At 62.4% G+C, this 25718-nt stretch carries 21 protein-coding genes and 1 pseudogene; 16 read left to right on the top strand and 6 right to left on the bottom strand.

Features of this window, described 5'->3' with window-relative positions; translation table 11 throughout:
• Positions 1-10: 10 nt before the first annotated feature.
• Positions 11-1207: a pyridoxal-phosphate dependent enzyme gene (locus AC1D13_RS03140; protein ID WP_477688919.1), complete on the bottom strand. Its 1197-nt coding sequence runs from the start codon at positions 1205-1207 to the stop codon at positions 11-13.
• A gap of 81 nt (positions 1208-1288) precedes the next feature.
• Between AC1D13_RS03140 and AC1D13_RS03145 the strand changes: the two genes are divergently transcribed.
• The gene (locus AC1D13_RS03145; protein ID WP_477667462.1) at positions 1289-2263 is read left to right on the top strand and encodes a LysR substrate-binding domain-containing protein; all 975 of its coding nucleotides are present in this window, start codon (positions 1289-1291) and stop codon (positions 2261-2263) included.
• Here AC1D13_RS03145 and AC1D13_RS03150 read toward each other — a convergent pair.
• From AC1D13_RS03150 to AC1D13_RS03165, 4 genes and pseudogenes are all read right to left on the bottom strand, one after another.
• Positions 2229-3143 (bottom strand): transglutaminase family protein, encoded by a 915-nt coding sequence (locus AC1D13_RS03150; protein ID WP_477667461.1) that lies wholly within the window; start codon positions 3141-3143, stop codon positions 2229-2231. The genes AC1D13_RS03145 and AC1D13_RS03150 overlap by 35 nt on opposite strands.
• A gap of 18 nt (positions 3144-3161) precedes the next feature.
• The gene (locus AC1D13_RS03155; protein WP_477688920.1) at positions 3162-5951 is read right to left on the bottom strand and encodes a circularly permuted type 2 ATP-grasp protein; all 2790 of its coding nucleotides are present in this window, start codon (positions 5949-5951) and stop codon (positions 3162-3164) included.
• 184 nt (positions 5952-6135) lie between these two features.
• On the bottom strand, positions 6136-8991 hold the full coding sequence (locus AC1D13_RS03160; RefSeq protein WP_477689140.1) for a transglutaminase family protein: 2856 nt from the start codon (positions 8989-8991) through the stop codon (positions 6136-6138).
• A gap of 72 nt (positions 8992-9063) precedes the next feature.
• Positions 9064-9666, bottom strand: a pseudogene (locus AC1D13_RS03165) (transglutaminase family protein); the annotation flags it as partial.
• Between the two features lie 336 nt (positions 9667-10002).
• Here AC1D13_RS03165 and AC1D13_RS03170 point away from each other — a divergent pair.
• The 15 genes from AC1D13_RS03170 to AC1D13_RS03240 all read left to right on the top strand — a co-directional run bounded on the left by AC1D13_RS03170 (position 10003) and on the right by AC1D13_RS03240 (position 24560).
• Positions 10003-12561, top strand: a complete 2559-nt coding sequence (locus AC1D13_RS03170) for a DNA internalization-related competence protein ComEC/Rec2 (RefSeq protein WP_477688921.1) — start codon at positions 10003-10005, stop codon at positions 12559-12561.
• A 90-nt stretch (positions 12562-12651) separates the two neighbouring features.
• Entirely contained in the window at positions 12652-14145 is a 1494-nt protein-coding gene (locus AC1D13_RS03175; RefSeq protein WP_457278909.1) for a circularly permuted type 2 ATP-grasp protein, read from the top strand.
• Between the two features lie 2 nt (positions 14146-14147).
• Positions 14148-15110 (top strand): alpha-E domain-containing protein, encoded by a 963-nt coding sequence (locus AC1D13_RS03180; protein ID WP_457278908.1) that lies wholly within the window; start codon positions 14148-14150, stop codon positions 15108-15110.
• Positions 15111-15183: 73 nt separating this feature from the next.
• Entirely contained in the window at positions 15184-16002 is an 819-nt protein-coding gene (locus tag AC1D13_RS03185; protein ID WP_477667458.1) for a transglutaminase family protein, read from the top strand.
• 1067 nt (positions 16003-17069) lie between these two features.
• A complete protein-coding gene (locus tag AC1D13_RS03190) occupies positions 17070-18059 on the top strand; it encodes a dienelactone hydrolase family protein (protein WP_457278906.1) in 990 nt (329 codons plus the stop codon).
• A 112-nt stretch (positions 18060-18171) separates the two neighbouring features.
• Positions 18172-18492 (top strand): hypothetical protein, encoded by a 321-nt coding sequence (locus tag AC1D13_RS03195; protein WP_477688922.1) that lies wholly within the window; start codon positions 18172-18174, stop codon positions 18490-18492.
• A 96-nt stretch (positions 18493-18588) separates the two neighbouring features.
• On the top strand, positions 18589-18921 hold the full coding sequence (locus tag AC1D13_RS03200; protein ID WP_457278904.1) for a hypothetical protein: 333 nt from the start codon (positions 18589-18591) through the stop codon (positions 18919-18921).
• Between the two features lie 1387 nt (positions 18922-20308).
• Positions 20309-20800 (top strand): GNAT family N-acetyltransferase, encoded by a 492-nt coding sequence (locus AC1D13_RS03205; RefSeq protein ID WP_457278903.1) that lies wholly within the window; start codon positions 20309-20311, stop codon positions 20798-20800.
• Positions 20801-20869: 69 nt separating this feature from the next.
• Positions 20870-21235 (top strand): hypothetical protein, encoded by a 366-nt coding sequence (locus tag AC1D13_RS03210; protein WP_477667453.1) that lies wholly within the window; start codon positions 20870-20872, stop codon positions 21233-21235.
• A 214-nt stretch (positions 21236-21449) separates the two neighbouring features.
• Positions 21450-21854, top strand: a complete 405-nt coding sequence (locus AC1D13_RS03215) for a hypothetical protein (RefSeq protein ID WP_457278901.1) — start codon at positions 21450-21452, stop codon at positions 21852-21854.
• A 45-nt stretch (positions 21855-21899) separates the two neighbouring features.
• A complete protein-coding gene (locus AC1D13_RS03220) occupies positions 21900-22310 on the top strand; it encodes a hypothetical protein (protein WP_457278900.1) in 411 nt (136 codons plus the stop codon).
• Between the two features lie 62 nt (positions 22311-22372).
• Entirely contained in the window at positions 22373-22930 is a 558-nt protein-coding gene (locus tag AC1D13_RS03225; protein ID WP_457278899.1) for a GFA family protein, read from the top strand.
• Positions 22931-23006: 76 nt separating this feature from the next.
• A complete protein-coding gene (locus AC1D13_RS03230) occupies positions 23007-23549 on the top strand; it encodes a cysteine hydrolase family protein (protein ID WP_457278898.1) in 543 nt (180 codons plus the stop codon).
• Between the two features lie 16 nt (positions 23550-23565).
• A complete protein-coding gene (locus tag AC1D13_RS03235) occupies positions 23566-23997 on the top strand; it encodes a TIGR02594 family protein (protein WP_477667541.1) in 432 nt (143 codons plus the stop codon).
• 254 nt (positions 23998-24251) lie between these two features.
• Positions 24252-24560: a hypothetical protein gene (locus AC1D13_RS03240; RefSeq protein WP_477688923.1), complete on the top strand. Its 309-nt coding sequence runs from the start codon at positions 24252-24254 to the stop codon at positions 24558-24560.
• Between the two features lie 57 nt (positions 24561-24617).
• Here the strand turns inward: AC1D13_RS03240 and mltB are convergent, their stop codons facing one another.
• The gene (mltB, locus tag AC1D13_RS03245) at positions 24618-25697 is read right to left on the bottom strand and encodes a lytic murein transglycosylase B (protein WP_457278895.1); all 1080 of its coding nucleotides are present in this window, start codon (positions 25695-25697) and stop codon (positions 24618-24620) included.
• Positions 25698-25718: the final 21 nt, after the last annotated feature.

Consider the following 25718-nt stretch of genomic DNA (forward strand, 5'->3'; position numbering starts at 1 on the left):
AGTCGTGTGGTCAAGGGATGGGGTTAAAGGTGTCGCGGTCGCCTTTGGCCGTGAGCAGCAGCAAGGCGTGTTCTGATGCCTGTACTTGGCCGAGTGCGCGTAGGTGCGCCAGCGCACTGAGGCAGGCGCCGGCGCAAAGCTCCACCCACAGGCCTTGCGCCGCGAGTCGGGCGCTGCCCTCAATGGCGCCGGCATCATCAATGGCCACGGCGCCGCCGCCTGACTGCTGCACGGCCAGTTGCTGCTGCAGCGTGACGGTGCTGCCGCCTGTTGAAAATTGTGCCGTCTGGCCGTTAAATTCCGATTGCAGTGGCGCACCCTCGAGTACGCGGGAAAGGCGGGGGAACGGCTCAACGGCCCACAGCCTGGGCATGTGCCCGATGAGTTTCGCCTGGTGCAAATCACGCAGTGCGCTGTAAATGCCCCAGAGCAGGTCGCCGCGCGCAGTGGGCACCAGCACGTGGTCCGGCACGCAGCCGCCGGCGACAAATTCGAGCGCCACCGCGCGGTAGCCTTCCACGCCAAAGGCCGGGCTGCCGACCGCGGGCACGCTGTAGTTGGTGAGCGCAAATGCGCCGTCCTGCTCGACCCGCCGGCGTACATGGCTCCAGCGGTAAAAGCCGTGGTCGAACACCACGCGCCGGGCGCCCAGGTGATGGAGGGCTCGCGCAAAAGGCGCCGGCATGTCGCGGTAGGTGGCGATTTCGCAGGGCAGTCCGGCCGCGGCGCAATAGGCTGCTGCCGACACTGCTGCGTTGCCGCTGGAAGCCAGCACCACGGTCTGTGCGCCTGCGTCCAGCGCCCGACTGACGGCCTGTGCCGACATGCGGTCTTTGTGCGAGCCGGTGGGGTTCATGCCCTCGTGTTTGGCGCTGAGCTGGCGCAGGCCAAGCTCGCGCGCCAGGCGCGGCAGGTCCAGGCAAGGCGTGTCGCCTTCGCCCAGGGACACGCCGTGGGTGTAAGGCAGCCAGTCTCCCCACTTATAACCTGTACTGGCAGTTTTCAGTGTTTGGGGCAGCCCGGTGTAAACGGCTTCCAGGCTGGCGGGCGTACCTTGCGCCGCGCAGTGCGGGCAGCCGGTGGGCAAATCCTTCAGCGGGTATTTACGGGCGCAGAGGATGCAGCGCAGCCCGGTCATCCGGGGATTGCGGCTGATGGCGTTCCATGCCTGAGGGCTTGGAAGGGATTCGGGGAAAACAGGATTCATGGGCAGATGGTACGAAGACCGTGGCCTCTCATGCATCGCTTGTTTGCGATTTAAAATAAGTAAAACTTATAGGAAGAAGCCATGGCTGAAGCCAGTGCACGTCAGATTGAGGTGTTCCGCATGGTCATGCGGCTGGGCACCGCCAACCGCGCGGCGGCGGCGCTGCACGTGAGCCAGCCGGCGGTCACGCAGCTGCTGCAGCAGCTCGAAGCGCGCGCCGGGCTCAAGCTGTTTGACCGGCCCAAAGGCAAGCTCACGCCCACGCCGGAGGCGCACGCGCTGATGGAAGAGGTTGAGCGGGTCTACGAAGGCCTGGAAGCCGTACAGCGAAAAATCGTGGCCCTGCAGTCGCATGAAGACACCGTGCTGCGCATCGGTTCACTGCATGCCATGGCCGCCAGCGTGATGCCCTGGGCGCTGGCGGAGTTCCAGCGCAGCTATCCACGCACGCGTTGCCTGCTGCTGGTCGACAGCTCGAAAGTGCTGCGCGAGGCGTTGTTCCAGGGGGCGGTGGACCTGGCTTTCCTGGGCGACGAGGCGGACACCAGCGGCCTGGTGTCTTCGCTTTTTTACCAGGTGCCTGCGGTATGCGTCATGCCCGCGGCCCACCCGCTCGCGCGCAAGCAGGTCCTGCAGCCCAGGGATCTCGCAGAAGTGCCGCTGGTCGGCCTGTCCGCCTCGGATACAGCCCAGCGCCGGCTGGAAGCCGCATTTGCACAGGCGGGTGTGCAGCCGCGCTTTGTGGTTGAAACACCTTACAGCGCAACGCAGTGTTCGCTGGTGCTGGCCGGGGCCGGGCTGGCAGTTACCAATCCGCTGGTGGCGCGTGAATATGTGGCGCTGGGCCTGCGCAGCGTTCCGCTGGCGGCTGATGTGTCGTTCAGGGCCTTGCTGGCTTTCAAGCCGCGCCAGGCGCAGTCGGGTGCCGCGCAGGAGTTTGTGAGCCTGTGCCGGCGCTGCCTGGCACGCAGCCTGCCGGAGGGTTCGCTGCTGGAAGAGCCGACAGCTTCGCGCAAGCCCCTCAGTTCCCGGCGCTTGCCACCGGCTCCACCGTAACGGCCACGTCCAGGATGTGCTGTGCGCCGCCGCGTATCACGCCGCGCATGGGCGATACATCGAGGAAGTCGCGGCCGATGGCCAGCGTGACGTAATCTTCACCCGGCGCGCGGTTGTTGGTGGGGTCGAAGTCGAGCCAGGCGCCCAGGCCGGGGCAGTACACCGAAGCCCAGGCATGCGAGGCGTCGCTGCCCACCAGCCGTGGCTGGCCGGGCGGTGGCGTGGTGAGAAGGTAACCGCTGACATAACGCGCCGGCAGGCCCATGGCGCGGCAGCAGGCCACCATGATGTGCGCGAAATCCTGGCACACCCCCTTGCCCAGCTTGAGCGCCTCGAGCGCCGGCGTGTTGACTTCGGTGCTTTCGCTTTCGTAGGTCATGGCGCTGTGAATGCGTTCCATCAGGTCGCGCGCCGCCTCGGGCAGCGGCCTGCCAGGCAGGAAGCTGGGGCGGGCAAATTCAATGAAGGCATCGTCGCGCGGCACATAGGGCGAGGCGAAGAGGAATTCGGAGGCGCTGTCGTAGGCCGCGCCGGCGCGGTAACGGAACTGTTCGCGCACCTGCTCCCAGGCGGGCGATGCAGGCTTGCCGGTGGACAGCGTCGCTTCTGATTGCAGCGGGTTGAGGGCCGACGTGGAGACGATGCTGTCGGCCACCACGGTGAGGCTCTCATGTGCCGCCTGCAGGGAGAAGTAGGTGCGCGTGTTGCCGTAGACGTCTTCGGTTTCGCGCAGCTGGACCGGTTCGGGATTCACCCGCAGCGCATAGTCCAGCAGGGTCTGGCCGTTTCGGCTGGCGGGCTTGAGATGCACAACATGGTGCGCGTTTTCCACCACAGGGGCATAGCGGTAACGGGTTTCGTGAACGACGTGAAGCAGCACGGGAAAACTCCTGGGGCCTCAGGCGCCTAAGCTCTGGCTGGCCGAAGCCGCGTGGCTGAAGTAGCGGCGGCTCAAGGTGTCTGACAGCTCCAGCGCGGCATCGCAGCACTGCTCGAGCAGCTGCACCAGCCGCCCGTCATGTTGCTCGCCGTTTTCATCTTCGCCTTCGCCGGTGCGGGCTGGGACCTCCTGGCACAAATCAGCCAGCGCCCAGCTGCCGGGGTCGGGTAGTTCCATCGCCAGGTCGGGCATGTCGCCCGGCGCGCTGCCCGCCAGCTTGGCAAGGCGCCCGCGCAGGGTCTGCACCACCCAGCCGAGGGAGCGCGGGTTGTCGCGGTCCAGCACCAGCAGATCAAGCAGCGCCGGGATGTCGCGGCGCTGCTGGTATTGCGCGTGGAAGGTGATAGTGCTGTCGAACAGCGCCACCATGGCGTTGAAGCCGCCTTCCTCAAAGACCGATCCGGTTTCGAAACCGCGCACCAATGCGCCCGCCAGGGTGTTGAGCCGTTCAATCAGCCGCCCCAGACTCAAGAGGCGCCAGCCGTCGTCGCGTGTCATGCGGTCAGTTTGCGCACCCGTCATGGCTGAGAGGAAACCGCTGGCTGACTCGAGCGCCCGCAGCGCCTCGACGGAAGAATATTCGAGCAGATATTGGCTGGATTGGCTCTGGCTTTGCCCACCCTGACTTTGGGTCTGGCCCACGGCGCTGAACGATGAGCAGCGCTGGAAGAAGTCGGTCTCGGTGCGCACGATCATGTGCCATTGTTCCTGTGACAGGCGTTCGCGCACGGCAGATGCGGCGCTCTTGAGCGCCCGCAGGTTAAAGCCGACGCTGGCGGCCTGTTCGGTGTCGGCCAGGTTGGCGATCAGCGCGCGTTCGAAGACACGGCGCGCATGCGTGGCCGGCGGCACGGTGTCCAGCACCAGCGCATTGCCGACGGCCATGCTGGTCAGCCAGGCCAGCAGCGGCTGCGAGGTCTGGTCCTCGCCGCCCAGGCATTGCAGCGTGATCTGCGCCAGGCGCGTGGAGTTTTCGGCGCGCTCGGTGTAGCGGCCCAGCCAGAAAAGGTTTTCGGCCGCGCGGCTGGTTACTGGTGGGCGGTGGCGCAGCGGTGCTGCGGCCCAGGCAGGCGCCGGCTGTTCGGTGCGCGGCGCGGTGGTGTGTTCGGCCGCCGCCTTGGCTGCCGATGGATCGCCCAGCACCCACACGTCGGCACTGCTGCCGCCGTGCTGCATCGACGACATGTTTTCGTTCTTGCCCGCCAGCCGTGCCAGGCCGCCCGGCAGCACCTGCCAGGAGCCGTTGCCGTCGGCCACCGCAAACACGCGCAGCATGGCCGAGCGCGGGGAAATCCGCTCGCCCTGCCAGGTCGGCGTTTGCGGCAGAGGCAGGTAAGCCTGCACGGTGAAGTCTTCGCCCCGGCGAACAATGCGGCCAGCCCATTCGTCCAGCGCGCGACGCGACAGGGTATGGCCGATGACGGATTCCATGCCGGTGCCCGGATAGGTCGGCTTGATCACGCAGGTCTTGAGCTGGCTCAGCACGTCCTGCATCACCGCCTGCTCGCCGCACCACCAGGTGGCCAGCGAGGGCAGGGCCAGGGTTTCACCGAGCAGGTGCTCGGAGAGCGCGGGAAGAAAGCCGAGCAGCGCGCTTGACTCGAGGAAGGCCGAGCCCGGCGTGTTGACCACCAGCACATTGCCCGCGCGTATCACCTGCAGCAGGCCGGGCACGCCCAGTGTGGAGTCCGAGCGCAGTTCCAGCGGATCGAGAAATTGGTCGTCCAGACGCTTGAGCAGCCCGTGCACACGCTCCAGGCCGCGCAGGGTTTTCAGGTAAAGCTTGTCATCGCGCACCAGCAGGTCGCTGCCCTCGACCAGTGTCAGGCCCAGGAAGCGCGCCAGGTAAGCATGCTCGAAATAGGTTTCGTTGTAAGGCCCCGGCGTCAGCAGCACCACGCGGCTTTCCTCGTCGCTGTCCGTCGGGCTCATGGCTTTGAGGCCATCCACCAGCGCCTTGTACGACGCGGCCAGCCGTTCGACCTTCATTTCGCGGAAGGCTTCGGGGAACAGCAGTGAAATCGTCAGGCGGTTTTCGAGCAGATAGCCCAGGCCCGAAGGCGCCTGCGTGCGCTGCGACACCACCGACCAGCGGCCGTCGGGGCCGTGGGCGATGTCGAAGGCGGCAATGTGCAAATAGGTGCCGCCGGCCGGCTGCACGCCCTGCATGCCGCGCAGGTAACCCGGGTGGGCGTGCACCAGCGCGCTGGGCAGCAGGCCTTTGGATAGCAGCTCCTGCGGGCCGTAGATGTCGGCCATCACGCGGTCCAGCAGGCGGGCGCGCTGCTGGATACCGGTCTCGATCTGCGCCCAGTCAGCGGGCGAAACCATCATGGGGAACAGGTCCAGCGACCAGGGCCGCTGCGGGCCATTGGCGTCGGCATAGACGTTGTAGGTCACGCCGTTGTCGCGGATCTGGCGGCGCAGGTTGGCGGTGCGGCGGTTCAGGTCGTAAAAGCCGTCGCTGCCGAGGAAGTTGAAAAAGCGCGTCCAGTCGGGCGACAGCGCGTCGTCCGTCCCCGCCGCCGGGGCGTCGGGCCGGGCGGGGGCGGTTTCAGGGGGACTGCCTGCGGCCCGCAGCGCGGGCTGTGCCGGCGCGGCCGTTTCTACAGGTGCGGGGCCCTCGGACGCACGGCCCCGCAACTCATCGAAATGCCCCGCCGCCGCATGAGGCGCCAGCGCCGCAGCCAGTGCGCAGGGAGATTCAAGCGACTGGGCGGCAAAAAGTGACTGAGTGTTATTTTCCACGTGGGTGCAAGTATGCCTGCGGCCCATCCCCTGCAAGGCTCAAGGCGGGTTGAATGCACGGCCAAAATGGCTATTTATGCCGCCTGCGCATGCAAATGTTGCAGCCATAAGACAGCCGTTAACGGTACGGGGAGGCGCTTCGCCCGGGGCTTTCAAGCCCCGGGCCGCCGCCGCAGGGGCGGATTCAGCGCAGATCGAGCGTGAACGGGAACTCCCGGCTGGGCTGCGCCGGCGCCACGCGCATCTTGCCCGGGGTGTGGCCCATGCGGAAAAAGCGCGTGAGGCGGCGGCTTTCGGCCTCGTATGAATTGACCGGCAGCGTGTCATAACTGAGCCCGCCCGGATGCGCCACATGGTATTGACAACCGCCCAGCGAGCGTTCCATCCAGGTGTCGACGATGTCAAACGTGAGCGGCGCATGCACGCCGATGGAAGGGTGCAGGGCCGAAGGCGGGTTCCAGGCCTTGTAGCGCACACCGGCTACATATTCGCCGACGCGGCCGGTGCTTTGCAGCGGCAATGCCCGGCCGTTGACGGTGACGACATAGCGGTTGTCATTGAGGCCCGTCACATGCACTTCGACGCGCTCCAGCGATGAATCCACATAACGCACGGTACCGCCGGCCGAGCCTTCTTCGCCCATCACATGCCAGGGCTCCAGCGCACTGCGCAACGTCAGCTCAATGCTGTTGGACTTGACCTGCCCGATCAGCGGGAAGCGGAACTCGAAGTGAGGTTCGAACCATGCCATGTCGAAGCCGTAGCCGGCTTCGCGCAGCTCGGTCAGCACGTCTTCAAAATCCATGCGGATAAAGCCCGGCAGCAGGAAGCGGTCGTGCAGCTCGGTGCCCCAGCGCGTGACGCGGCCGTGGTAGGGCTTGTTCCAGAAGCGCGACACCAGCGCGCGCAGCAGTAGCTGCTGGGCAATGCTCATGCGCGCATGCGGCGGCATTTCAAACGCGCGCAGCTCCAGCAGGCCCAGGCGCCCGGTGGCGGAGTCGGGCGAGTACATCTTGTCGATGCAGAATTCGCTGCGGTGCGTGTTGCCGGTCACGTCGACCAGGATGTTGCGCAGCGTACGGTCCACCAGCCAGGGCGGCATGTCGGCACCGTATTTTTTGCGGTTGTTTTCGATCTCGCGCAGGGCGATTTCCAGTTCGTACAGCTGGTCGTTGCGGGCCTCGTCCACACGCGGTGCCTGGCTGGTCGGGCCGATGAACATGCCCGAGAAAAGATAGCTCAGCGACGGATGGTTGTGCCAGTAGGCGATCAGGCTGCCCAGTACCTCGGGCTTGCGCAGGAAGGGGCTGTCGGCGGGCGTCGCGCCGCCCAGCACGAAGTGGTTGCCGCCGCCGGTGCCGGTGTGGCGGCCGTCGGTCATGAATTTCTCGGCCGACAGGCGCGTTTCATGCGCGATCTTGTAGAGGAATTCAGTGTGCTCCACCAGCTCGCCCCAGTTGTAAGCCGGGTGGATGTTGACTTCAATGACGCCGGGGTCGGGCGTGACCTGCAGCATCTTCAGGCGCGGGTCGCGCGGTGGCGGGTAGCCTTCGAGCACGATGCTCACGCCCAGCGATTGCGCCGTTGCTTCCACCGCGGCCAACAGGTCGAGGTAGTCTTCGAGCCTTTCCATGGGCGGCATGAAGACGTAAATCGCACCGGTTTCGCCACGGCCCGACTTGTTGGCCTTGCTGTCCGGGTCGGCCTTGGGTTTGTCTTTCGGGCCGTTGGCGCGCTGCGGGTCGCGCACTTCCACACAGAGCGCGGTGCGCGTGAGCCATGCGGCCGATTCAAAGGGCTTGGGCGCGCGATCGTCTGCTGCGGTTGCGTCTTCTGCGGCAGGCGCACCGGCCGGTTTGCCGTCTGCGCCGCCGGCGCCGTTATTGCCCAGCGGGCGGAACTGAAGGATGCGGCTGGCTTGCGACAGCGCGGTATTGCCCGTCATGTAGCGCGCCATGTACTGCGCGAGCGAACTGGCGCTGCCGCCTGCCGATGCGGCCGCCGGTGTGGCGCCGCGGGCTGCGCTGAAGCTGCCGTTGTAGCGCGCCGCCAGTGCGGAAGCCGCCGGCAGGTCCTGTCGCGGGGCAAACGGATCGGACTCGATCATGTAAGGGTAGTCGGTCTTGGACACCCAGGGCACCGAATCCAGCGGCAGGCGGTAGCCCATGGGCGAGTCGCCCGGCATCAGGTACATGCGCTCTTCGCGGAAGAACCAGGGGCCGGTGGTCCATTTGGGCCCACTCAGCGCGGGCGAGGCGCCTGCGTTTCGTTGCTTGAGTTGCTCCTTGGTTTGCAGCGGCAGCACATAGCCCACGACGGAATCCAGGCCCTGCATGAAGACGCGGCGCAGGCGTTCGCGCTCCATGGCGTCGTCCAGCTTCGAATCAAATGGGTCGACATTGACTGGCAGCCGGCGTTCGCGCCAGAGGTAGTACCAGGTATCTTCATAGCCTGGCGTGATGTAGGTGGTGGCCAGGCCCAGCTTGCCCGCCAGTGTCTGCACAAAACGCTGCGCGTCGGCGCTGGTGTAGTTGCAGGGCTGGCGCTCGTCGGCGAAGAGGCTCGGGTTTTGCCAGATCGGCTGGCCGTCCTTGCGCCAGAAAATGCTGAGTGCCCAGCGCGGCAATTGCTCGCCCGGGTACCACTTGCCCTGGCCGAAATGCAGGAAGCCGCCTTCGCCATATTCGGCGCGCAGCTTTTGCACGAGTTCGGTCGCATAGCCGCGTTTGGTCGGGCCCAGCGCGTCGATGTTCCATTCGGCCGCGTCGCGGTCGGTGGTGGCCACAAAGGTCGGCTCGCCGCCCATGGTCAGGCGCACGTCACCGGCCGCCAGGTCTTTGTCGACCTTTTCGCCGAGCGCCAGCACCTCCTGCCATTGCTCCTCGGTATAGGGCTTGGTCACGCGTGGTGACTCGTAAATGCGCTGCACCGCCATGTGGTGCTCGAACTCGACTTCGGATTTGTCGACGCCGCCTTCGACCGGCGCTGCGCTCGACGGCTCGGGCGTGCACGCCAGCGGAATGTGGCCTTCGCCGGCCATGAGTCCCGAGGTCGGGTCCAGGCCGACCCAGCCGGCACCGGGCAAAAACACCTCGCACCAGGCGTGCAGGTCGGTGAAGTCGGCTTCGGCGCCGCTGGGGCCGTCGATGGATTTGACGTCGGCTTTCAGCTGGATCAGATAGCCCGAGACAAAACGCGCGGCCAGTCCCATGTGCCGCAGCAGCTGCACCAGCAGCCAGCCGGTGTCGCGGCAGGAGCCGCAGGCCAGGCGCAGCGTTTCTTCGGGCGTTTGCACGCCGGGCTCCATGCGGATCGAATATTTGATGTCCGACTGCAGGCCCTGGTTCAGGCCCACCAGAAAGTCGATGGTGCGTTTGGGCGTACGGTCGATTTTTTCAAGGTAGCGCTTGAGCAGCGGCGTGGCCGGCTGGGTGGCCAGGTAGGGTGCCAGTTCGCGGGCCTGCAGTGCGTTATAGGTAAACGGGAATTCTTCGGCAGCCGGTTCCAGGAAGAAGTCAAACGGGTTGAACACCGCCATTTCCACCACCAGGTCCACCGTGACCTTGAACTCGCGTGTCGGCTCGGGAAACACCAGCCGGGCCTGGTAATTGGCAAACGGGTCCTGCTGCCAGTTGATGAAGTGGCCGGCGGGCTCAACCCTGAGGGAATACGACAGTACCTGTGTGCGGCTGTGCGGCGCAGGCCGCAGGCGCACGACCTGGGGGCCGAGTTTGACCAGGCGGTCGTATTTGTAATGCGTGATGTGGCTCAGGGCGACGTGGATGGACAAGGCAGCCTCGCTTTTAAAGGAACGGGCGTGTAATCACGCCCTCTGGAAAATACGTTCAACAGACCGCCACATCTTGCGGTCTCAGGAACGCCGTGTAAACAGCTTACCCGGATTTGGTGGCATTTCTGAAAGCAAGAGCTGCGCCACGTGGTCTCTTGAGTGTGAACCGGCTGTTTGGCGCTGTTTGTTGGCTATCTGCCGCGCTTTCCCGTTAAGCTCAAAGCGGTCAGTGCATAAAAACAGTTCAAAGGGGAGGCGGGTTTGAATCGACCTGTATCAGCCGGGGCACGGCTGTATGCGGCAAGCCCGGGGCCGGTGTTTGCCGGTTTTATTGCGGGTGTTGCCCTGCAGTTGCAGCAGCCCGTCTTGTGGCCACAACAGATTTATGCCGCCATGGCGCTGCTGGCCTGCACCCTGGCTGGCCTGTACCTGCGCTTTGGCAGGCTGCGTCTTCCTTCGTGGGGAAGGGTGGTTTCGGCCTTTGCCCTTGCTGCCTTGCTCGGTGTGGGCCTCACGGGCTGGCGTGCCGGCGTCTTCCTGACGGCGGCGCTCAATCCGGCGCTGGAGGGCCGCGATATCGAGGTCACAGGCCAGGTGCTGGCGATGCCGCAACCCGGAGAAGATGGCCTGCGCTTTCGCTTCGCGGTGGAATCTGCCCGCCTCAATGGCGGCACAGTCACCCTGCCGCCGCAAATCATGCTGGGCTGGTATTCGGGCTTTGCCGGGCGCGAGCCCGCCGTACCGGCGCAGGACGCCGACCCGTTCGAGATAGCACTGGCCTTGCAGCGCCAGCCGCAAGCCCTGCGCGCCGGAGAACGCTGGCAAATGACGGTGCGGCTCAAGGCGCCGCACGGCAACAGCAACCCTTATGGTTTTGACTACGAACTCTGGCTGTGGGAGCAGGGCATACAGGCCACGGGCTATGTGCGTGCCGGCCCGCGCGACGCACCGCCGGCAAAACTTTCCAGCAGCTGGCAACACCCCATTGAGCAGGCCCGGCAGGCCGTGCGTGAAGCGATTTTTGGGCGCATTGAAAACCGGCAGCTGGCAGGCGTCATTGCCGCGCTGGTGGTCGGCGACCAGGCCGCCATCGAACGCGCCGACTGGGATGTGTTTCGTGCCACGGGCGTAGCTCACTTGATGAGTATTTCAGGCCTTCATATAACGATGTTTGCCTGGGCTGCCTCACTGCTGATCGGCGCGCTGTGGCGGCGATCAGCGCGTTTCACGCCGCGGTTGTGCCTGGTGTTGCCGGCAGCCGCTGCAGGTGCTTTGGGCGGCTTGCTGCTTGCCACCCTGTATGCATTGTTTTCCGGCTGGGGCGTGCCCGCGCAGCGAACCATCTGGATGCTGGCCACCGTGATCCTGCTTCGGCAAGGCGGCAGGCAGTGGCCCTGGCTGCAGACCTGGCTGCTGGCCATGGCCGTGGTGGTGGCGCTGGACCCATGGGCGTTGATGCAAGCCGGGTTCTGGTTGTCTTTCGTTGCGGTGGGTGTTTTGTTTGCTACAGATTCAGGAGCTGCTCGCGCTCATGGGGAAAGGGCTGCAGCCCAATTCGACTCAAAAAAACAACCTGAGGACGGGCACTGGTGGCAGCGCCGGCCCAGATGGCTGGACAGCGTTGGGCGTGCGATGCGGGAGCAATGGGTCGTCACGCTGGCGCTCACGCCCCTGTCGCTGCTGCTGTTCAACCAGGTTTCGCTGGTCGGCCTTCTGGCCAATGCCGTGGCCATTCCGGTGGTAACACTGGTCATCACGCCGCTGGCTTTGCTGGGCGTGGCGTGGGCGCCGGTGTGGTCGCTGGCGGCATGGTCGGTCGGCGGGCTGGCGATATTTTTGCAATGGCTGGCGAGCTGGCCGCTGGCCTCGGTCAGCGTGGCGGCGGCACCGCTGTGGTGTGCTGTCGCCGGCGTGGCGGGCGGCGGCCTGTTGGCCACGCGCCTGCCGTTTCATTTTCGAGCGCTGGGCCTTCCCCTGTTGCTGCCGGTGCTGTTGTGGCAACCGGCCCGCGTGGCACCGGGGCAGTTCGAGCTGCTGGCCGCGGACATCGGGCAGGGCAATTCCGTGCTGGTGCGCACGGCAAGCCACACGCTGCTGTATGACGCCGGCCCGCGCTTTTCGCGCGAAAGTGATGCCGGGCACCGCGTGCTGGTGCCACTGTTGCGCGCGTTGGGGGAGCGGCTGGACATGCTCATGATCAGCCACCGGGACATCGACCACATCGGCGGGGCCCAGGCTGTCCTGGCCATGCAGCCAGAAGCCAGCCTGGTGAGTTCGATTGAAGACGCGCATCCGCTGCAAATGCAGCGCAAAGCCGGCCGCTGCGTGGCCGGCCAGCGCTGGGAATGGGACAGCGTGGCATTTGAGGTGCTGCACCCCGTAGCCGCCGATTACGACGCTGCCAGCAAGTCAAACGCCATGAGCTGCGTGTTGCGCATCTCCAGCAGCGTCCCTGGCGGCAGCCGCACAGCCCTGCTGGTCGGCGACATCGAATCGCCGCAGGAACTCCGGCTGGCAACCAGCGTGCCGGCCAGCCTCAAGGCTGACTTTCTGCTGGTACCCCACCACGGCAGCAAAACATCGTCCAGCGCGGTGTTCCTCGATGCCGTCAGGCCGCAGTGGGCGGTGGTGCAGTCGGGTTACCGAAACCGTTTTGGCCACCCGGTGGAGTCCGTGGTGGCGCGTTATGAGGAGCGCGGCGTACGCCTGGTGAAGTCGCCGCAGTGCGGGGCTGCCACCTGGCAAAGCCTTCGCCCCGGGGAGATTTTGTGCCAGCGGGAGCAGGGCAGGCGCTACTGGCATCATGTGCCTGAACGCTAAAAATATTGGCGGACGCACCGCCTTGGCGCATAACTTGCTAAGCTACGTTAAAACAATTGCCATGCGCATAACTTGCTGGAGATCAAGCCAATGAGCCGACCGATGTTCGACGAAATGAACGCCACGGAGTCCAGCGTCCGTGAGCATTACCAGGGTTACCAGCGTTGGCTGGCCCGGCAGCCTGCCGACGTGATGCAGGCCCGCCGCGCCGAAGCTGAAATGATTTTCCGCCGGGTCGGCATCACTTTTGCGGTTTACGGTGCCAAGGACGAAGACGGCGCCGGCACCGAACGCCTGATTCCCTTTGACCTGATTCCCCGCATCATTCCCGCCCACGAATGGGCCAGCATGGAAAAAGGCCTGGTACAACGCGTCACTGCGCTCAACCGCTTCATCCACGACGTGTACCACGGCCAGGAAATCATCAAGGCTGGCGTGGTGCCGTCTGAGCAAATTTTCCAGAATGCGCAATTCCGGCCCGAGATGATGGGCGTTGATGTGCCCGGCAATATCTATTCGCACATCAGCGGCATCGACATCGTCCGTGCACCCGATGCGCAGGGCAACGGTGAGTACTACGTGCTTGAAGACAACCTGCGCGTGCCCAGCGGCGTGAGCTACATGCTGGAAGACCGCAAGATGATGATGCGGCTCTTTCCCGAGCTTTTCAGCGAAAACCGCGTTGCGCCTGTTGCGCATTACCCCGACCTGCTGCTCGAAACCCTGCGCGGCATGGCGCCGCCGGCCACGGCCGAACCCACGGTGGTGGTGCTGACGCCCGGTATGTACAACTCGGCCTATTTTGAACACGCCTTCCTGGCGCAGCAAATGGGCGTCGAGCTGGTCGAAGGGCAGGACCTTTTCGTCAAGGACAACTTTGTCTACATGCGCACCACACGCGGCCCCAAGCGCGTCGACGTGATCTACCGCCGCGTGGACGACGACTTCCTCGACCCGCTGGCCTTCCGGCCGAATTCCACACTGGGGTGCGCCGGCCTGCTCAATGTGTACCGCAGCGGCAATGTCTCGCTGTGCAACGCCATCGGCACCGGCGTGGCGGACGACAAGTCGATCTACCCTTACGTGCCCAAGATGATCGAGTTCTACCTCGGCGAAAAGCCCATCCTGAAAAACGTGCCGACCTACATGTGCCGCAACAACGAGGATTTGCAATACACCCTGGCCAACCTGAAAGACCTGGTCGTCAAGGAAGTGCACGGCGCCGGCGGCTACGGCATGCTGGTGGGGCCAGCTGCCACCAAGGCCGAGATCGAAGAGTTCCGTGCGGCCTTGCTGGCCAATCCGTCGGGCTACATTGCGCAGCCCACCCTCAGCCTTTCAACCTGCCCCACGTATGTGGAAAGCGGCATTGCACCGCGCCATATCGACTTGCGGCCCTTTGTGCTGAGCGGTAAAGAAGTGCAGATGGTGCCGGGCGGCCTCACGCGCGTGGCGCTCAAAGACGGCTCGCTGGTGGTCAATTCGTCGCAGGGCGGCGGCACCAAAGACACCTGGATATTGCAGGACGGCTCGTCCATGCAGTACCAGTCCCAATCGCAGTCGCAATCCCGGGGAGGAATGTAATCATGTTGTCACGCACTGCAGACCACCTCTTCTGGATGTCGCGCTATACCGAGCGGGCGGAGAATACAGCGCGTATGCTGGATGTGAACTACCAGACCTCGTTGCTGCCGCAGTCCGATGCGCTGGTACAGGCCGGCTGGCAGGGCCTGCTCAGCATCAGTGAGCTCAAGCCTTCGTTTGCCGCCAAGTACGGCGACACCATCAACCCGCGCGACGTGATGGACTTCATGGTGCGCGACGAGAAAAACTCGTCCAGCATCATTTCATGCCTGCAGAACGCCCGTGAAAACGCCCGGGCTGTGCGCGGCACGCTGACCACCGAAGTATGGGAAACGCAGAACCAGACTTACCTCGAAGTCATCCGCATGCTGCGCAGCGGCGACTTCGAGCGCGACCCGGGCCAGTTCTTTGAATGGGTCAAGTTCCGTTCGCACCTGTCGCGCGGCGTGACCCTGGGCACCATGCTGCAGGACGAAGCCTTTCACTTCCTGCGGCTGGGCACCTTCCTCGAGCGCGCCGACAACACCGCGCGGCTGGTGGACGTGAAGTTTCACGCCGTGCAGAACGACTTCCTCGGCATGGCCGGTGAGAAAGACCAGGAATACGACTTCTACCACTGGAGCGCCATCCTGCGCAGCGTTTCGGGCTTTGAGGTCTACCGCAAGGTGTACCGCGACGTCATCAAACCCGAGCGCGTGGCCGAGCTGCTGATCCTGCGCGCCGACATGCCGCGCTCCCTGCTGGCCTGCCTGAACGAAGTCATGAGCAACCTTGCCATGGTGACCAGCGACACCAGCAGCGAAACCCAGCGCCGCGCCGGCAAATTGCGCGCCGACCTGCAGTACGCACGTATCGACGAAATCCTGGCAACGGGCCTGCATGCATTCCTCACGCAGTTCCTGGACCGCGTGAACGAGCTGGGCGCACACATCAGCCGAGAGTTTTTGGTGCCGGCCACCACTTGAAAGACGGTAACCCACCGGCCGCAGCGCCGGGCCAGCCAAGGCAAGCCCGGCGCCGCTGGAAGGCAGAGGCTTAATGAAACTGCACGTCAGACACATCACCGACTACCGGTACACGGAGCCGCTGCGTTACGCGTTGCAGACGCTGTGGCTCACGCCGCAGTCCAGCCCGGCGCAGACGGTGCATTTCTGGAGCCTGGGCGCGCCCGAAAAACTCTTTACCCAAAGCGACGCCTTTGGCAACACCATCAGCTCCTACACCTTTGTGGGCAAGGATGCCGATAACGTGCGCTGGAGCCTGGTCAACGCGGCTGGTGATGTGGAAACCTTTGGCGTGGCTGAGTTCAACGACCCGGAAACCCTGCCGCATCCGTATTTTTTTCTGCGTGCCACGCATCTGGCTGAGCCGCATTGGGAGCTCGCCGAATTTGGCCGCCGCTTTATCCCGCAAAGCCTTGACGGCACCGCAAGCTTGCCGTCCCTGCTGGCATTGAGCCAGGGCGTGGCAGACGCAGTGGGCTACCTGAAAAACAGCACCAGCGTGACGACCACGGCGCTGGAAGCCTTCAAGTCCGGGGCAGGCGTCTGCCAGGACCAGGCCCACGTCATGGTCGCCATCTGCCGCAGCCTGGGCTACCCAGCGCGCTATGTCAGCGGCTACTTCTACGCCGCCAACGAGCCCGACCTTGCCAGCCACGCCTGGTGTGACGTGTGCCTCGATGTGGCCACCCGCCGCTGGGTCAGCATCGACGTCACCCATAGCTGCCTGATCGACCAGCGCCACGTGCGCCTGGCCATGGGCACCGACTACAACGCCTGCCCCCCCATCAAGGGCGTGCGGCAGGGCGGCGGGGAAGAATCGATGACGGTGGAGATCACGATTCAGCCGGTGTGAGCCTGCCCGGGCCTGGATGGGCAGATGCACTGAGCGCAATGCGGAGGTAGATACCCGATCAGTCCATTTGATTGCTATTGTTTTCATAGCTGCTCGCGCCCGCTACTATTGGCCTGCAGACCTAAAATATGAATGAAAACAGGCCCAAAAGCGCGCTAAAACCCGTTTTAACGCCTCAATTGACCGCCCCGGAGGCGCAAAAGAGGCCTGCGGCGGCTCAAGTCGACTTTTTTAAGCATCAAAAGGGAATCCAGCCCAATCAAAGCAAGCGCCAGAAGCTATTGAATTGATAGCAATCCAGGCGAGCCATACAGCTGGCGGCCTGGCAGGACTTTGGTCAGCGTGATCGAAAAACCGCCACCGGCGACCAATACCGAACGGATATGTTGTATGCGTTATCTGGCTGTTGCCGCGGTGGCATCGAACAAAAACGTACCCCAGTACAGGTAAGTTTTCCCGGTGCTAAGGCTATAGTGCAAATACCGAACCCGCTCCCGGACCTGATCCAGCAAGCGGGCAGACTGCAGTGGAGGATTGCGGGGTTTCACGGAACTTTTATATCTGTATGAAATTACAGTGTATTTCTTTGAGACCCAGCATGCAAGCGGCTTACAGGAGGTTCTAATGTCCAGATTAGATTGCAAGCGCCAGGTTATACCGCAGGTTTTGCGGCATACATTACGTTAGACCGCATGAACACCGCCCTCTCATTATTGGCTGCCGCCGGAAGCGCGCTCTTCGGGGCTTCGTTTGCGCGCCACGTTTGGCGAGCGCTGGCAACTGGCTCGGCTAACGTACACAACGCTGCGATCCGCCGTCGTGCGCGACCTGTGTATTTCTGGCTCGCCGTGATAGTCCAGGGTCTTTTCGGAGCATTGTTCTTGGCGAATGCTTGGCGCATAGCGCATCAACTTTTCGTGGCCTAGCCGTATAGTGATGTCCATGGCGCTGCGGTCTAACAGGTCGATCGACACGGACGCCCAAGGGCGTCCGCGGCTACGCCGCTCCTGTTCCTTGGTCGCCGGTCATCTCCGACGTTAGGCGTGTATGAATAGTTCTAGTGTCACATGAGATCGGTCATTTCGTTCCTGCTCGTACTCGGATTCGTTTCCTCGTTTGGATTTTCGCCGAACGCCGATGCGGTCGAGTTTGTTGAGCCGACTCCGGAGCAAAAGGCGCGCTGCGAGGCCGTGGCAGACGAGCGACCCCGGCAACTCTGCCTCCAAGCGTACTCCGTCATGGGGTTGAAGTTTCCGGACACAGTGGAGGAATTTGGCTCCTTTACCAACGCTTCTCGGATGGCCATCTTCAAGCCGAAAGGCAATGGTCCGTTCCCCGCGCTGCTTCTATTGCACACGTGCGCGGCGGTCGATTTTGATCCCCAGCACATGCGTTACTGGGTGAGCCGGGCGCTGGAAGAGGGCTACGTCGCCTTCGTCGTGGATAGCTGGAAACAAAGAGGGATTCCCCAGGAGGGTACCTGCTTCGTCATTCGTCCGGGTTTCGCTCCTCTACCAGTCCGCGTTCGGGACGCCTATGAAGCGCTACGGCATCTGGGCAAGTTTGATTTCGTAGATACCTCCCGTGTCGCCGCGATGGGGTTTTCGCAGGGCGGACGGGTCGCGCATTTGCTTGCGAGCAAGGGAACCGCCGCGAGGTATTCCGTGCAGCGCTTCGCCGCCACCGTCGCGGTTTACGGCCAGTGCTTCAGCCGGGAATTCGGCGCGACGTTCGTGCTGCCGGACAGCGATGCGCCGCTCCTGTCACTCCTCGGCGAGCTGGATGAAGACGGCGACCCGCGGGAATGCCTGCCCCGACTTCAAAAGCTCCAGGAATCCGGCGCACCGGTCGAATGGCATGTGTTCCCTAATACCGGCCACGCTTGGGACCAACCCAAATCCAGCCCGCCCCGGCGCGTCCGTCAGATTGGAAGTTCCCCCGAGGGGGTGCTCTTCGCTTACGACGCCAAGGTCGCGGACGAGTCGCGCAAACGGGTTTTCGAGTTTCTTGCCCGCCACCTCAAGGCACGTGACGGCGGCGTAGGCCCTCCGAAATGAAGGCGAATGTGAGAATTCTTCGTGTTCGCGGAGGATAGAAACGTCACGCCTAACCGCCGCATCCACGCCGACGCGCGCAACAGCGGCGCGCGCGGGTGATGCGGAACGTTAAATGGCAACCTCGCAAGTTCAAACGCTCCCGCGATTTCGGTTCCGCGTCAGCACGGCCCTCGTGTGTTTCGGTCTGATTTTCTTGCCGTGGTCGGCGTATTTCTTTGACCGCCCAAACTTTCTGGACGACAAAGGGTTCGCCGCTGCAACCTTCAATTTCATCGTCTATCATTTTTCTGGGGAGGTCCTGTTTTTGGGCTTTGTCGTTGCCTTCGGATCGTTTTTCTGGTTTGCATACAAGCGGCATTGGCGCGCGGTATTTCAGTTTTTTCTAGAAATGGTGGTGTGTGTTGGTGCAGTCATTCTTCTTCCTGCCTACTGAGCCATTTAACCCGTTGCTCGGCACGGACACGCAACCCAAGGCTGCCGCTTTGCGGCGCAGGTTGTGTGCCGGGCAGCGCCAACGTTAGATTTTCAGATGTACGCGCTCACGGTTTTAGTATTTCTGGTCCTGCCTGTTGGTATGGCGTCATTTCTTCTCTGGCGCGCCTATCAGATGGGAGTCAAAGGCCGCGTTGAACTTACACATCAATGGATTTCGCGCCCGCCTGAAGGCATTGAAGCATTTGCTCGATGGTTTGCTTGGCGCGACTTAACGTTTGGAGCGGGCCTGTTGGCTTGCCTGATGCTGCTACTGGCTTTGCCCCAATACTTTGCCGCGTGGATACCTCTCATGGCACTATTCGGTTTCATACATCAAGGATTCACTGGCTATGCACTTCACAAGCTCAGGAAAAGAAATTCAATCTAACAGGGTGCTCGTCGCGGACAAGCAGCGTCAGAATGCCGCTTCGCGGCGCGTGCTGCGTGCCGTACAGCGCCGACGCTATATGGCTTGAGCACATGAGGTATCGCTGCGTCCCACCAGATCCAAGCGAGTTTCCGAGGATACGCTTGGTTGCGCCGGCCCTAGTTCCCTTGGCCTTTGTGATTGTGGGAATGGTGGGCTCAGGCCAAGGACATCTTTGGAACGTTCACGGCGACGGAGCGTTGTTGCTCGGAGCAATTGTGATCACAGGCATTGCTGCATTTTTCATCACCCTAGTCACCTTTGTTCGGGGGTTAGTCGATCTTGTGGCTTATTCGAGCCTGCGCACGAGCCTCAACATAGGCTGTGTGTCACTGGCGGGTGCCTTCTTGGTCACGGCCCTGGTTGGAGTTGCACGTGGATAGGACGCCACATAACCCGCTAGTCGACACGGACGCCCAAGTGAGTCTGCTCCCTTTGGTCGCACCTGACCTTGAGCGCCGGTCACACGCACGTTAGCCCTCATGAACCTGCCCATCGGTTCTTCCCAAGGATTGCCTCGCTGGGCGGGGCTCGCAATCGCTTGGGGCATAACGTTCGTCTGTCTGGGCTGCGGTACTTACGAATGGGCCCACCCGGGATCTTTGTCTCCTTCAGGTCGAGCGGCTTCTCTCTTCTCTTTTGCTGGAGACCTTTTCGGCCCGAAAGGCGTCGCGGCGGCTCATTTCGCTCTCGCGGTTCCCGCCGCTCTGATCGCTCTCAGCATTCAGTTCTCATCGAAAAGTGAGCGATGAGGGCTAACCATTCCATCAAGAGCGGATCGCCTTCGCCCCCGCTCATGTCAAACGTTAGGCCGCATTATGGAACCGTGGTTGTTCATCACAATCGTCTTCGTGGCCGCTGTAGTGGCAGCCGCAAAATGGCTGTTTCGCCAGCGCACGCCTGACGAAGTACGTGCAGCTCGCGAGCGCCTCCGCCGGTTCCGGGGCAAGCCGTAGGCGGTTGTGGCATAGTCCGTTGAAATACTTGGTTCGAGGGAGAGTGCGAATGCACGACAAGGCGGAAATCTACTGTCCAGTATGCGAGTGGAGGCCACGCTCAGAAGACAGATGGGAATGCATGCCGTCTTGTGGGACCGTTTGGAATACGTTTTGGACTCGAGGCGTTTGCCCGGGTTGCGCATACAAGTGGACGAAGACCCAGTGTCTTGCCTGCAGCGAACTGTCTCCGCATGAAGCCTGGTATCACTACCCTCCTGAGCTGGAGTCGTCAGAGTCCGAGTCAACTGCGGCCACAACGAATGCGGCCTAACCCTTCCATCGAGGGGACGTCCACAAGCGGGCTTCGCCCACTTGCGGCCGCCCCTCATGTCAAACGTTAGGCTTCTCAGATGACCGATATCAAGCCCGCGACCTTCCCCGATGACCTTGAGCATGTCGTAGCCATCCTTCGGGAGTACGTCGCCAGTCCAAGCGTAAGCCTTGCCTTCCAGAATTACGAAGCGGAATTCGCTGCGTTACCCGGAAAGTACGCCGCGCCCGATGGTCGCCTGCTTCTCGCATGGAAGGGGCCGGCTGTCGTTGGCTGTGCCGCGCTTCGCCGCGTTGACGCAACCACCTGCGAAATGAAGCGCGTCTACGTGCGGCCGGATGCGAGAGGCGAAAGCCTTGGCCGCCGGCTCATCGAACGTATCCTCGATGAAGCGCGGGCTGCGGGCTACTCCCGCATCTGCCTCGATGTCTTGCCTGAGTTTTCTGCCGCACAGCGCATCTACGAGTCCCTGGGTTTTCAACCTGCGGCGCCCGTTACCTTCAATCCCGTCCCCGGTACCAGGTACCTGGCCCTTGAGCTCTCGCCGTCACGGCTTGCAGATGTTGCCTGATCCTTCCACCGGGCGGGCGCCTTGTGGACGGCTTTGCCTGGGCGCGGTCGCTATTCCGTCCAGAGATTAATGGTGCGTCCTGCTTTTGCTATCGCCGCCCTCGCCACCGCCGCAAGCAGTGTTGCATTCGCCACCGGCTCCTTGTCGTTCGAAAGTGCTGGCTACGTTCTGGACTTTGAAGTAGGGCAACAGGAGCGCCCAGTTCTGGCTGGTGTGTCGTTTGCCGCGCCTGGGGCGGGCTCGAGTCCGATGCTTCGGCCGCCGCATCTGGTCGCCGTGGCATTTGACGTGAAGGCAAAAATCCTGCTCGTTCGCTACAGGAATCCCGGGGACAGCAAGCTGCCGCCAGACTTTGAGCTTTCAGTTCGCGGTAGTGAGGGCATCTTGAAGCTGCCGAATCGCTCAGTCACCGGCAGGTTCAACTGGGAAATGTGAGCTGAGAATGCCATTCGCCGCATAACGCCAACGTTGAGTGCCGCAACGCGCATATGCTTCACCTTTACGATCGCGAAACTTCTGGCAATGCCGGCAAGGTCCGCCTGCTGCTGGTCTTCCTGGGCATTCCGTATGATCGAACCCTCCTTCCCTTAACGGTCGATCATTTCAGCCGCCCTCGGTGGCCTGTTTGTATTGAATATTGGAATCCATCATGAACAAATTGCTTGTCTTCCAGCTCACGGTTCAAAGCTCCTATGTCGGCAACGTTGAGCATGATGCTGAAGGTGATCACTTCGACACGGTTCAGTGGTGGTTCTCGGAAAACGAGACCTGGCGCATCAAAACGTTTGCAATAGACCAGGACATCCACACGCATCGTATTGCAGGCCCAATCGCTGAAGAAGTTGCAATGGAGAACACCATGAAGCACTACGAAGATGTGGTCGAGAGAGCGTTTGCCGTCGAGTTCGACGATCTGGGTGACGAGAGCGAGGTGTCGGAAGTCATGGAAGATTTAGGGGGAGCCTCCGCGCTGGAGATTGCAAGAAACGGGAGCCAGTTTGCCTTCTGGAATCCGTCACGCCTGAAGTACACCTCCAAGAGTCAACCGGTCTGAAGCTCAACCACTCATCTCAAACACCTGCCCACAAGAACAAAACTCATGAAATTCGAATTTGGAACGCCGAAGGCGCTGGACGATATCTCGCTGCAGGACGCCAAGAATCATCCCATTTGGTTGTGGGCCTGGGAGGCCGGACTGGAGGGCGAGGTGGAAGATGAGACGTGGCAGTGCCCGGTCTTGAACACCGCGGATGTCACGGATGCAATGACGGAGCCGGTCATTACGCTGCGCATCGAGGGGAGCGATGTGATTGGCTCGGCCAGCTACAACGCGGAGCTTGATCAACTGGAAGCAATTTCCATTTGGGAGAACGGTGCCTGGGCAGGAATCCAGGAGACCACGCTGGCGACACCGATTACATTGATTGCTGTCCCCAGCATTCGCGGCGTCACGGGTGTCAGGTTTGTTTGCAGTGAACCCGACGAAGATCGAGCTTCACGTGAGGGCTGACTGCGGTGGGTACTTGGGGCTGGAGCGGCGCATGACGCAATTTGCCAGCTTGGTAGGCACGAATGTTCGGCCAGCCTGCTTTGCATGCTTGTTGGCTGCCGATTGATTTCAACGTCAGGCTAAAAATGCGTTACCCGGAATCAAAACCGCCATGGACCGGCAGCTGCCTTTGCGCAAAGGTGCAGTACCAGCTGACTGCGCATCCGCTGACGTTCTACGCGTGTCATTGCACAGACTGCCAGCGGCGCTCCGGCAGTAGCATGCGGCTGGCCATGTGGGTTGACCGCTCGGCGCTGGAGGTCACGCAGGGAAGCCCGCAGCTCCTGACGTTTGACATGGGAAACGGGCGCCAACGCAGGGCGAAAGTGTGTGTTGATTGCGATACCCGGTTGTGGGCGGAACCGGCCGACAAGCCGACCATGGCGGCGTTGCTGCCCGGCACATTGCACAACGCGCGGGAGTTTGAGCCTGTTGCGCACCTCTGGACAAAAAGCGCGCTTTCCTGGGTGGTGATTCCGCCAGGCGTTGCCGTGTACGAAACCCACCCCGATCGCCCGGGGGAGCTCGCCAGGCTGTGGCAGGAGGCGATGCAACAGCGTGGCTCCGGCGATGCAAACTAAACACTGGTCGAGCCTGCAAATTGTGGCGGGCTGAATTTCCCCTTTCCTCCAGCACATCAACATCAGACCTTAATCCATGACGACAACTGCCCTCCTTATCATCGACGTTCAGAAGGCTCTTTGCTCCGGCGAGAGCGGGGCCTTTGAAAGCCGGCGCGTCATCGACAGAATCAACCAGGTGTCTGCCATGGCCCGCGCCGCGGGAGCTCCCGTCATCCTGATCCAGCACGAGGCGCCGGATGATCCACTGGAATATGGCACTGAAGGGTGGAAACTCGCCGATGGCCTGGACACCCAGCCAACCGATATCCGCCTGCGGAAGAAGGCGACCGACTCGTTCCACAATACGGAGCTGCACGCGCTGCTGCAGGAGCGTGAAATCAAAAAGCTGATCATCTGCGGTATGCAAAGCGACTTTTGCGTAGACACAACGACCCGGCGCGCCCTGGCTCTCGGCTATCCGGTCACGCTGGTTTCGGATGGCCACTCCACCGTGGACAACGGAATCCTCACTGCGGCACAGATTTCGGCCCACCATACGGCGACCCTGGCAAACATCCAGAGCTTTGGGCCAAGAGTCACTCCACAGCTAGCGGGCGAGATCAAGGTTACGGTCTGAGCCAGTTTTGATTTCTATGCACGCACCCTGGATGCCCATCGCCTTTGCCGAAGTCGGCGTGCGCACGTTCCCTGCCGGCCAAAGCAACCTCAGAGTGACCGAGTACCACGCCCACACCAACATTCGCGGCTATGACGACAAGGCGTCGTGGTGTTCATCATTCGTGAATTGGGCTTTGGCACAGGTCGGCATTCCCGGCACCGGGTCTGCGCTGGCGCGTTCCTGGCTGGAATGGGGTGAGCCGCTCGGTGGGCCGGTGCCCGGCTGCGTTGTCGTGTTGTCGCGGGAAGATCCGGGCGGCTGGAAGGGCCACGTGGGTTTTTTTCTTCGCGCAGATGAAACGAATGTGTACCTGCTGGGCGGCAACCAGCTGGACCAGGTGTGTGAAAACGCCTACCCGTTGGTTACGGTGCTGGGGTATCGCTGGCCCTCTGGCAAGGGGCCTTGATCTTCGTGCAACTGCGTGCTTCGCCTGCTGCGCACCAGGTTACTTCATCCTTACCGGCGGCCATCATTGGCGCTTGGCGTCATTGGCACCGGCGTCAGTTGTACTGCCGCAGGGCCGCACTGTCCTGAATTTGTTGGCTATCTGGGCGCTTTCGTGGCATCCTGCCATGCACCGGGATTTCCATCCGATCCTCCGGCCCATGGTGAGCGCCAACGTTGGGCCTCAAAATTACAACGTCAAAGGGAGACGCTCCAATGAAATCATGGGTTGTTCCGGTGGCGGTTGTCATCTGCATGGTGGTCTTGTGGATCTGGAGCCGAAACGCAGATAAAAGAGGGCTGGCTGCCTGGGCCAGGGGGCAAGGCGGCGAACTTCTGGAAGTGCGAGATGTTCATGAATTCGACGGTAGCGGAATGCGTCCCCTGCAAGACGATAACGTCCAAGAATATTTAGTGAAGGTGAAACTTGAAAATGGCACCCTGAAACAGGGGCGGGTTGTGCTGACTTCTCACCTGCTCAGGAAAACGGATATTCAGTGGCGGGAGGACGGTGAATGGGATTGACGCGGCCTCGCGCCAACCGTCTGGCCGAACGGACGGCACAGGCCGGCCGGTGGGTGCCTACTGCCTGACCCGCGCCGCCACTTCCCGCCCCAGCTCAATCACCGCCATCGCGTAATAACTGCTCCAGTTGTAGCGGGTAATGGCGTAGAAGTTTTCGGTGCCCGCAATGTATTGCGGCGCGTCCGGGCCGTTGAGCAGCTCCACCAGCGCGAGCGGCCCGGTGTGCTGCAGCGCAGGGCCTTCCAGGACAGCACCCTTGGCCGTGAAGCTTTCAACACCGAATGTAGGCAGGATGTCGGGCGCCATCAGGGCGTCCATGTCGAGCCGGCTTTTGTCGAAGCTCACGGGGTAATGCGTGGGCATGCCCGGCTGCCAGTTGAAGGCCTTGAAATAACTCGCGACTGAGCCGATCACGTCGGCCGGGCTGCCCGACAGATCGATATTGCCGTCGCCGTCGAAGTCCACCGCGTATTTGACCCGGCTGGAAGGCATGAACTGCGGCATACCCATGGCGCCGGCGAAGCTTCCGCGTGCGTCGAAAGGGCTGGCCTCAAGCCGGTGTTGCAGCGTCAGGAACTGTTCAATTTCTCCCTTGAAGAATTCGCTGCGCTCTTTGGCGCGCGGATGGTTGGCAGGGAAATCGAAGGCCAGCGTGGTCAGGGCATCCATCACGCGAAAACTGCCGGTGTCGCGGCCGTAGATGGTTTCCACGCCGATGATGCCGACGATGATTTCGGCGGGTACGCCGTATTCCTTTTCGGCACGCTCCAGTGTCTGCTGGTTTTCCAGCCAGAAGCGCCTGCCGGCCTCGATGCGCACCGGGTCGATGAAGCGGCTGCGGTAGACGCGCCAGTTTTTGACAAAGGTCTTGGCTGGCGGCTGCATCAGCCGCACCACGGTGGCGTTGTAACGCGACTGGCCGATCGCATCGCGCACCCAGTCGGGGTCCAGGTCGCGGCGTGCGGCCATGTCGTCGGCAAACTGCATGGCTTCGGGGCGGGTGGAATACAGCGGCCCTTGCGCCGGGGCCGATTTGGCGGCCACGCGTTTTTTGATGTTATTTCCCTCGCCAGACCAGGCAGATACTGCGCAAGCAGCTATCAAAAAGAGAGCAAATCCGAAACGTTGAAGGCGCATGAAGGAGTGATCGAATGACGA

The sequence above is a fragment of the Polaromonas sp. P1_E12 genome, from assembly GCF_056405975.1.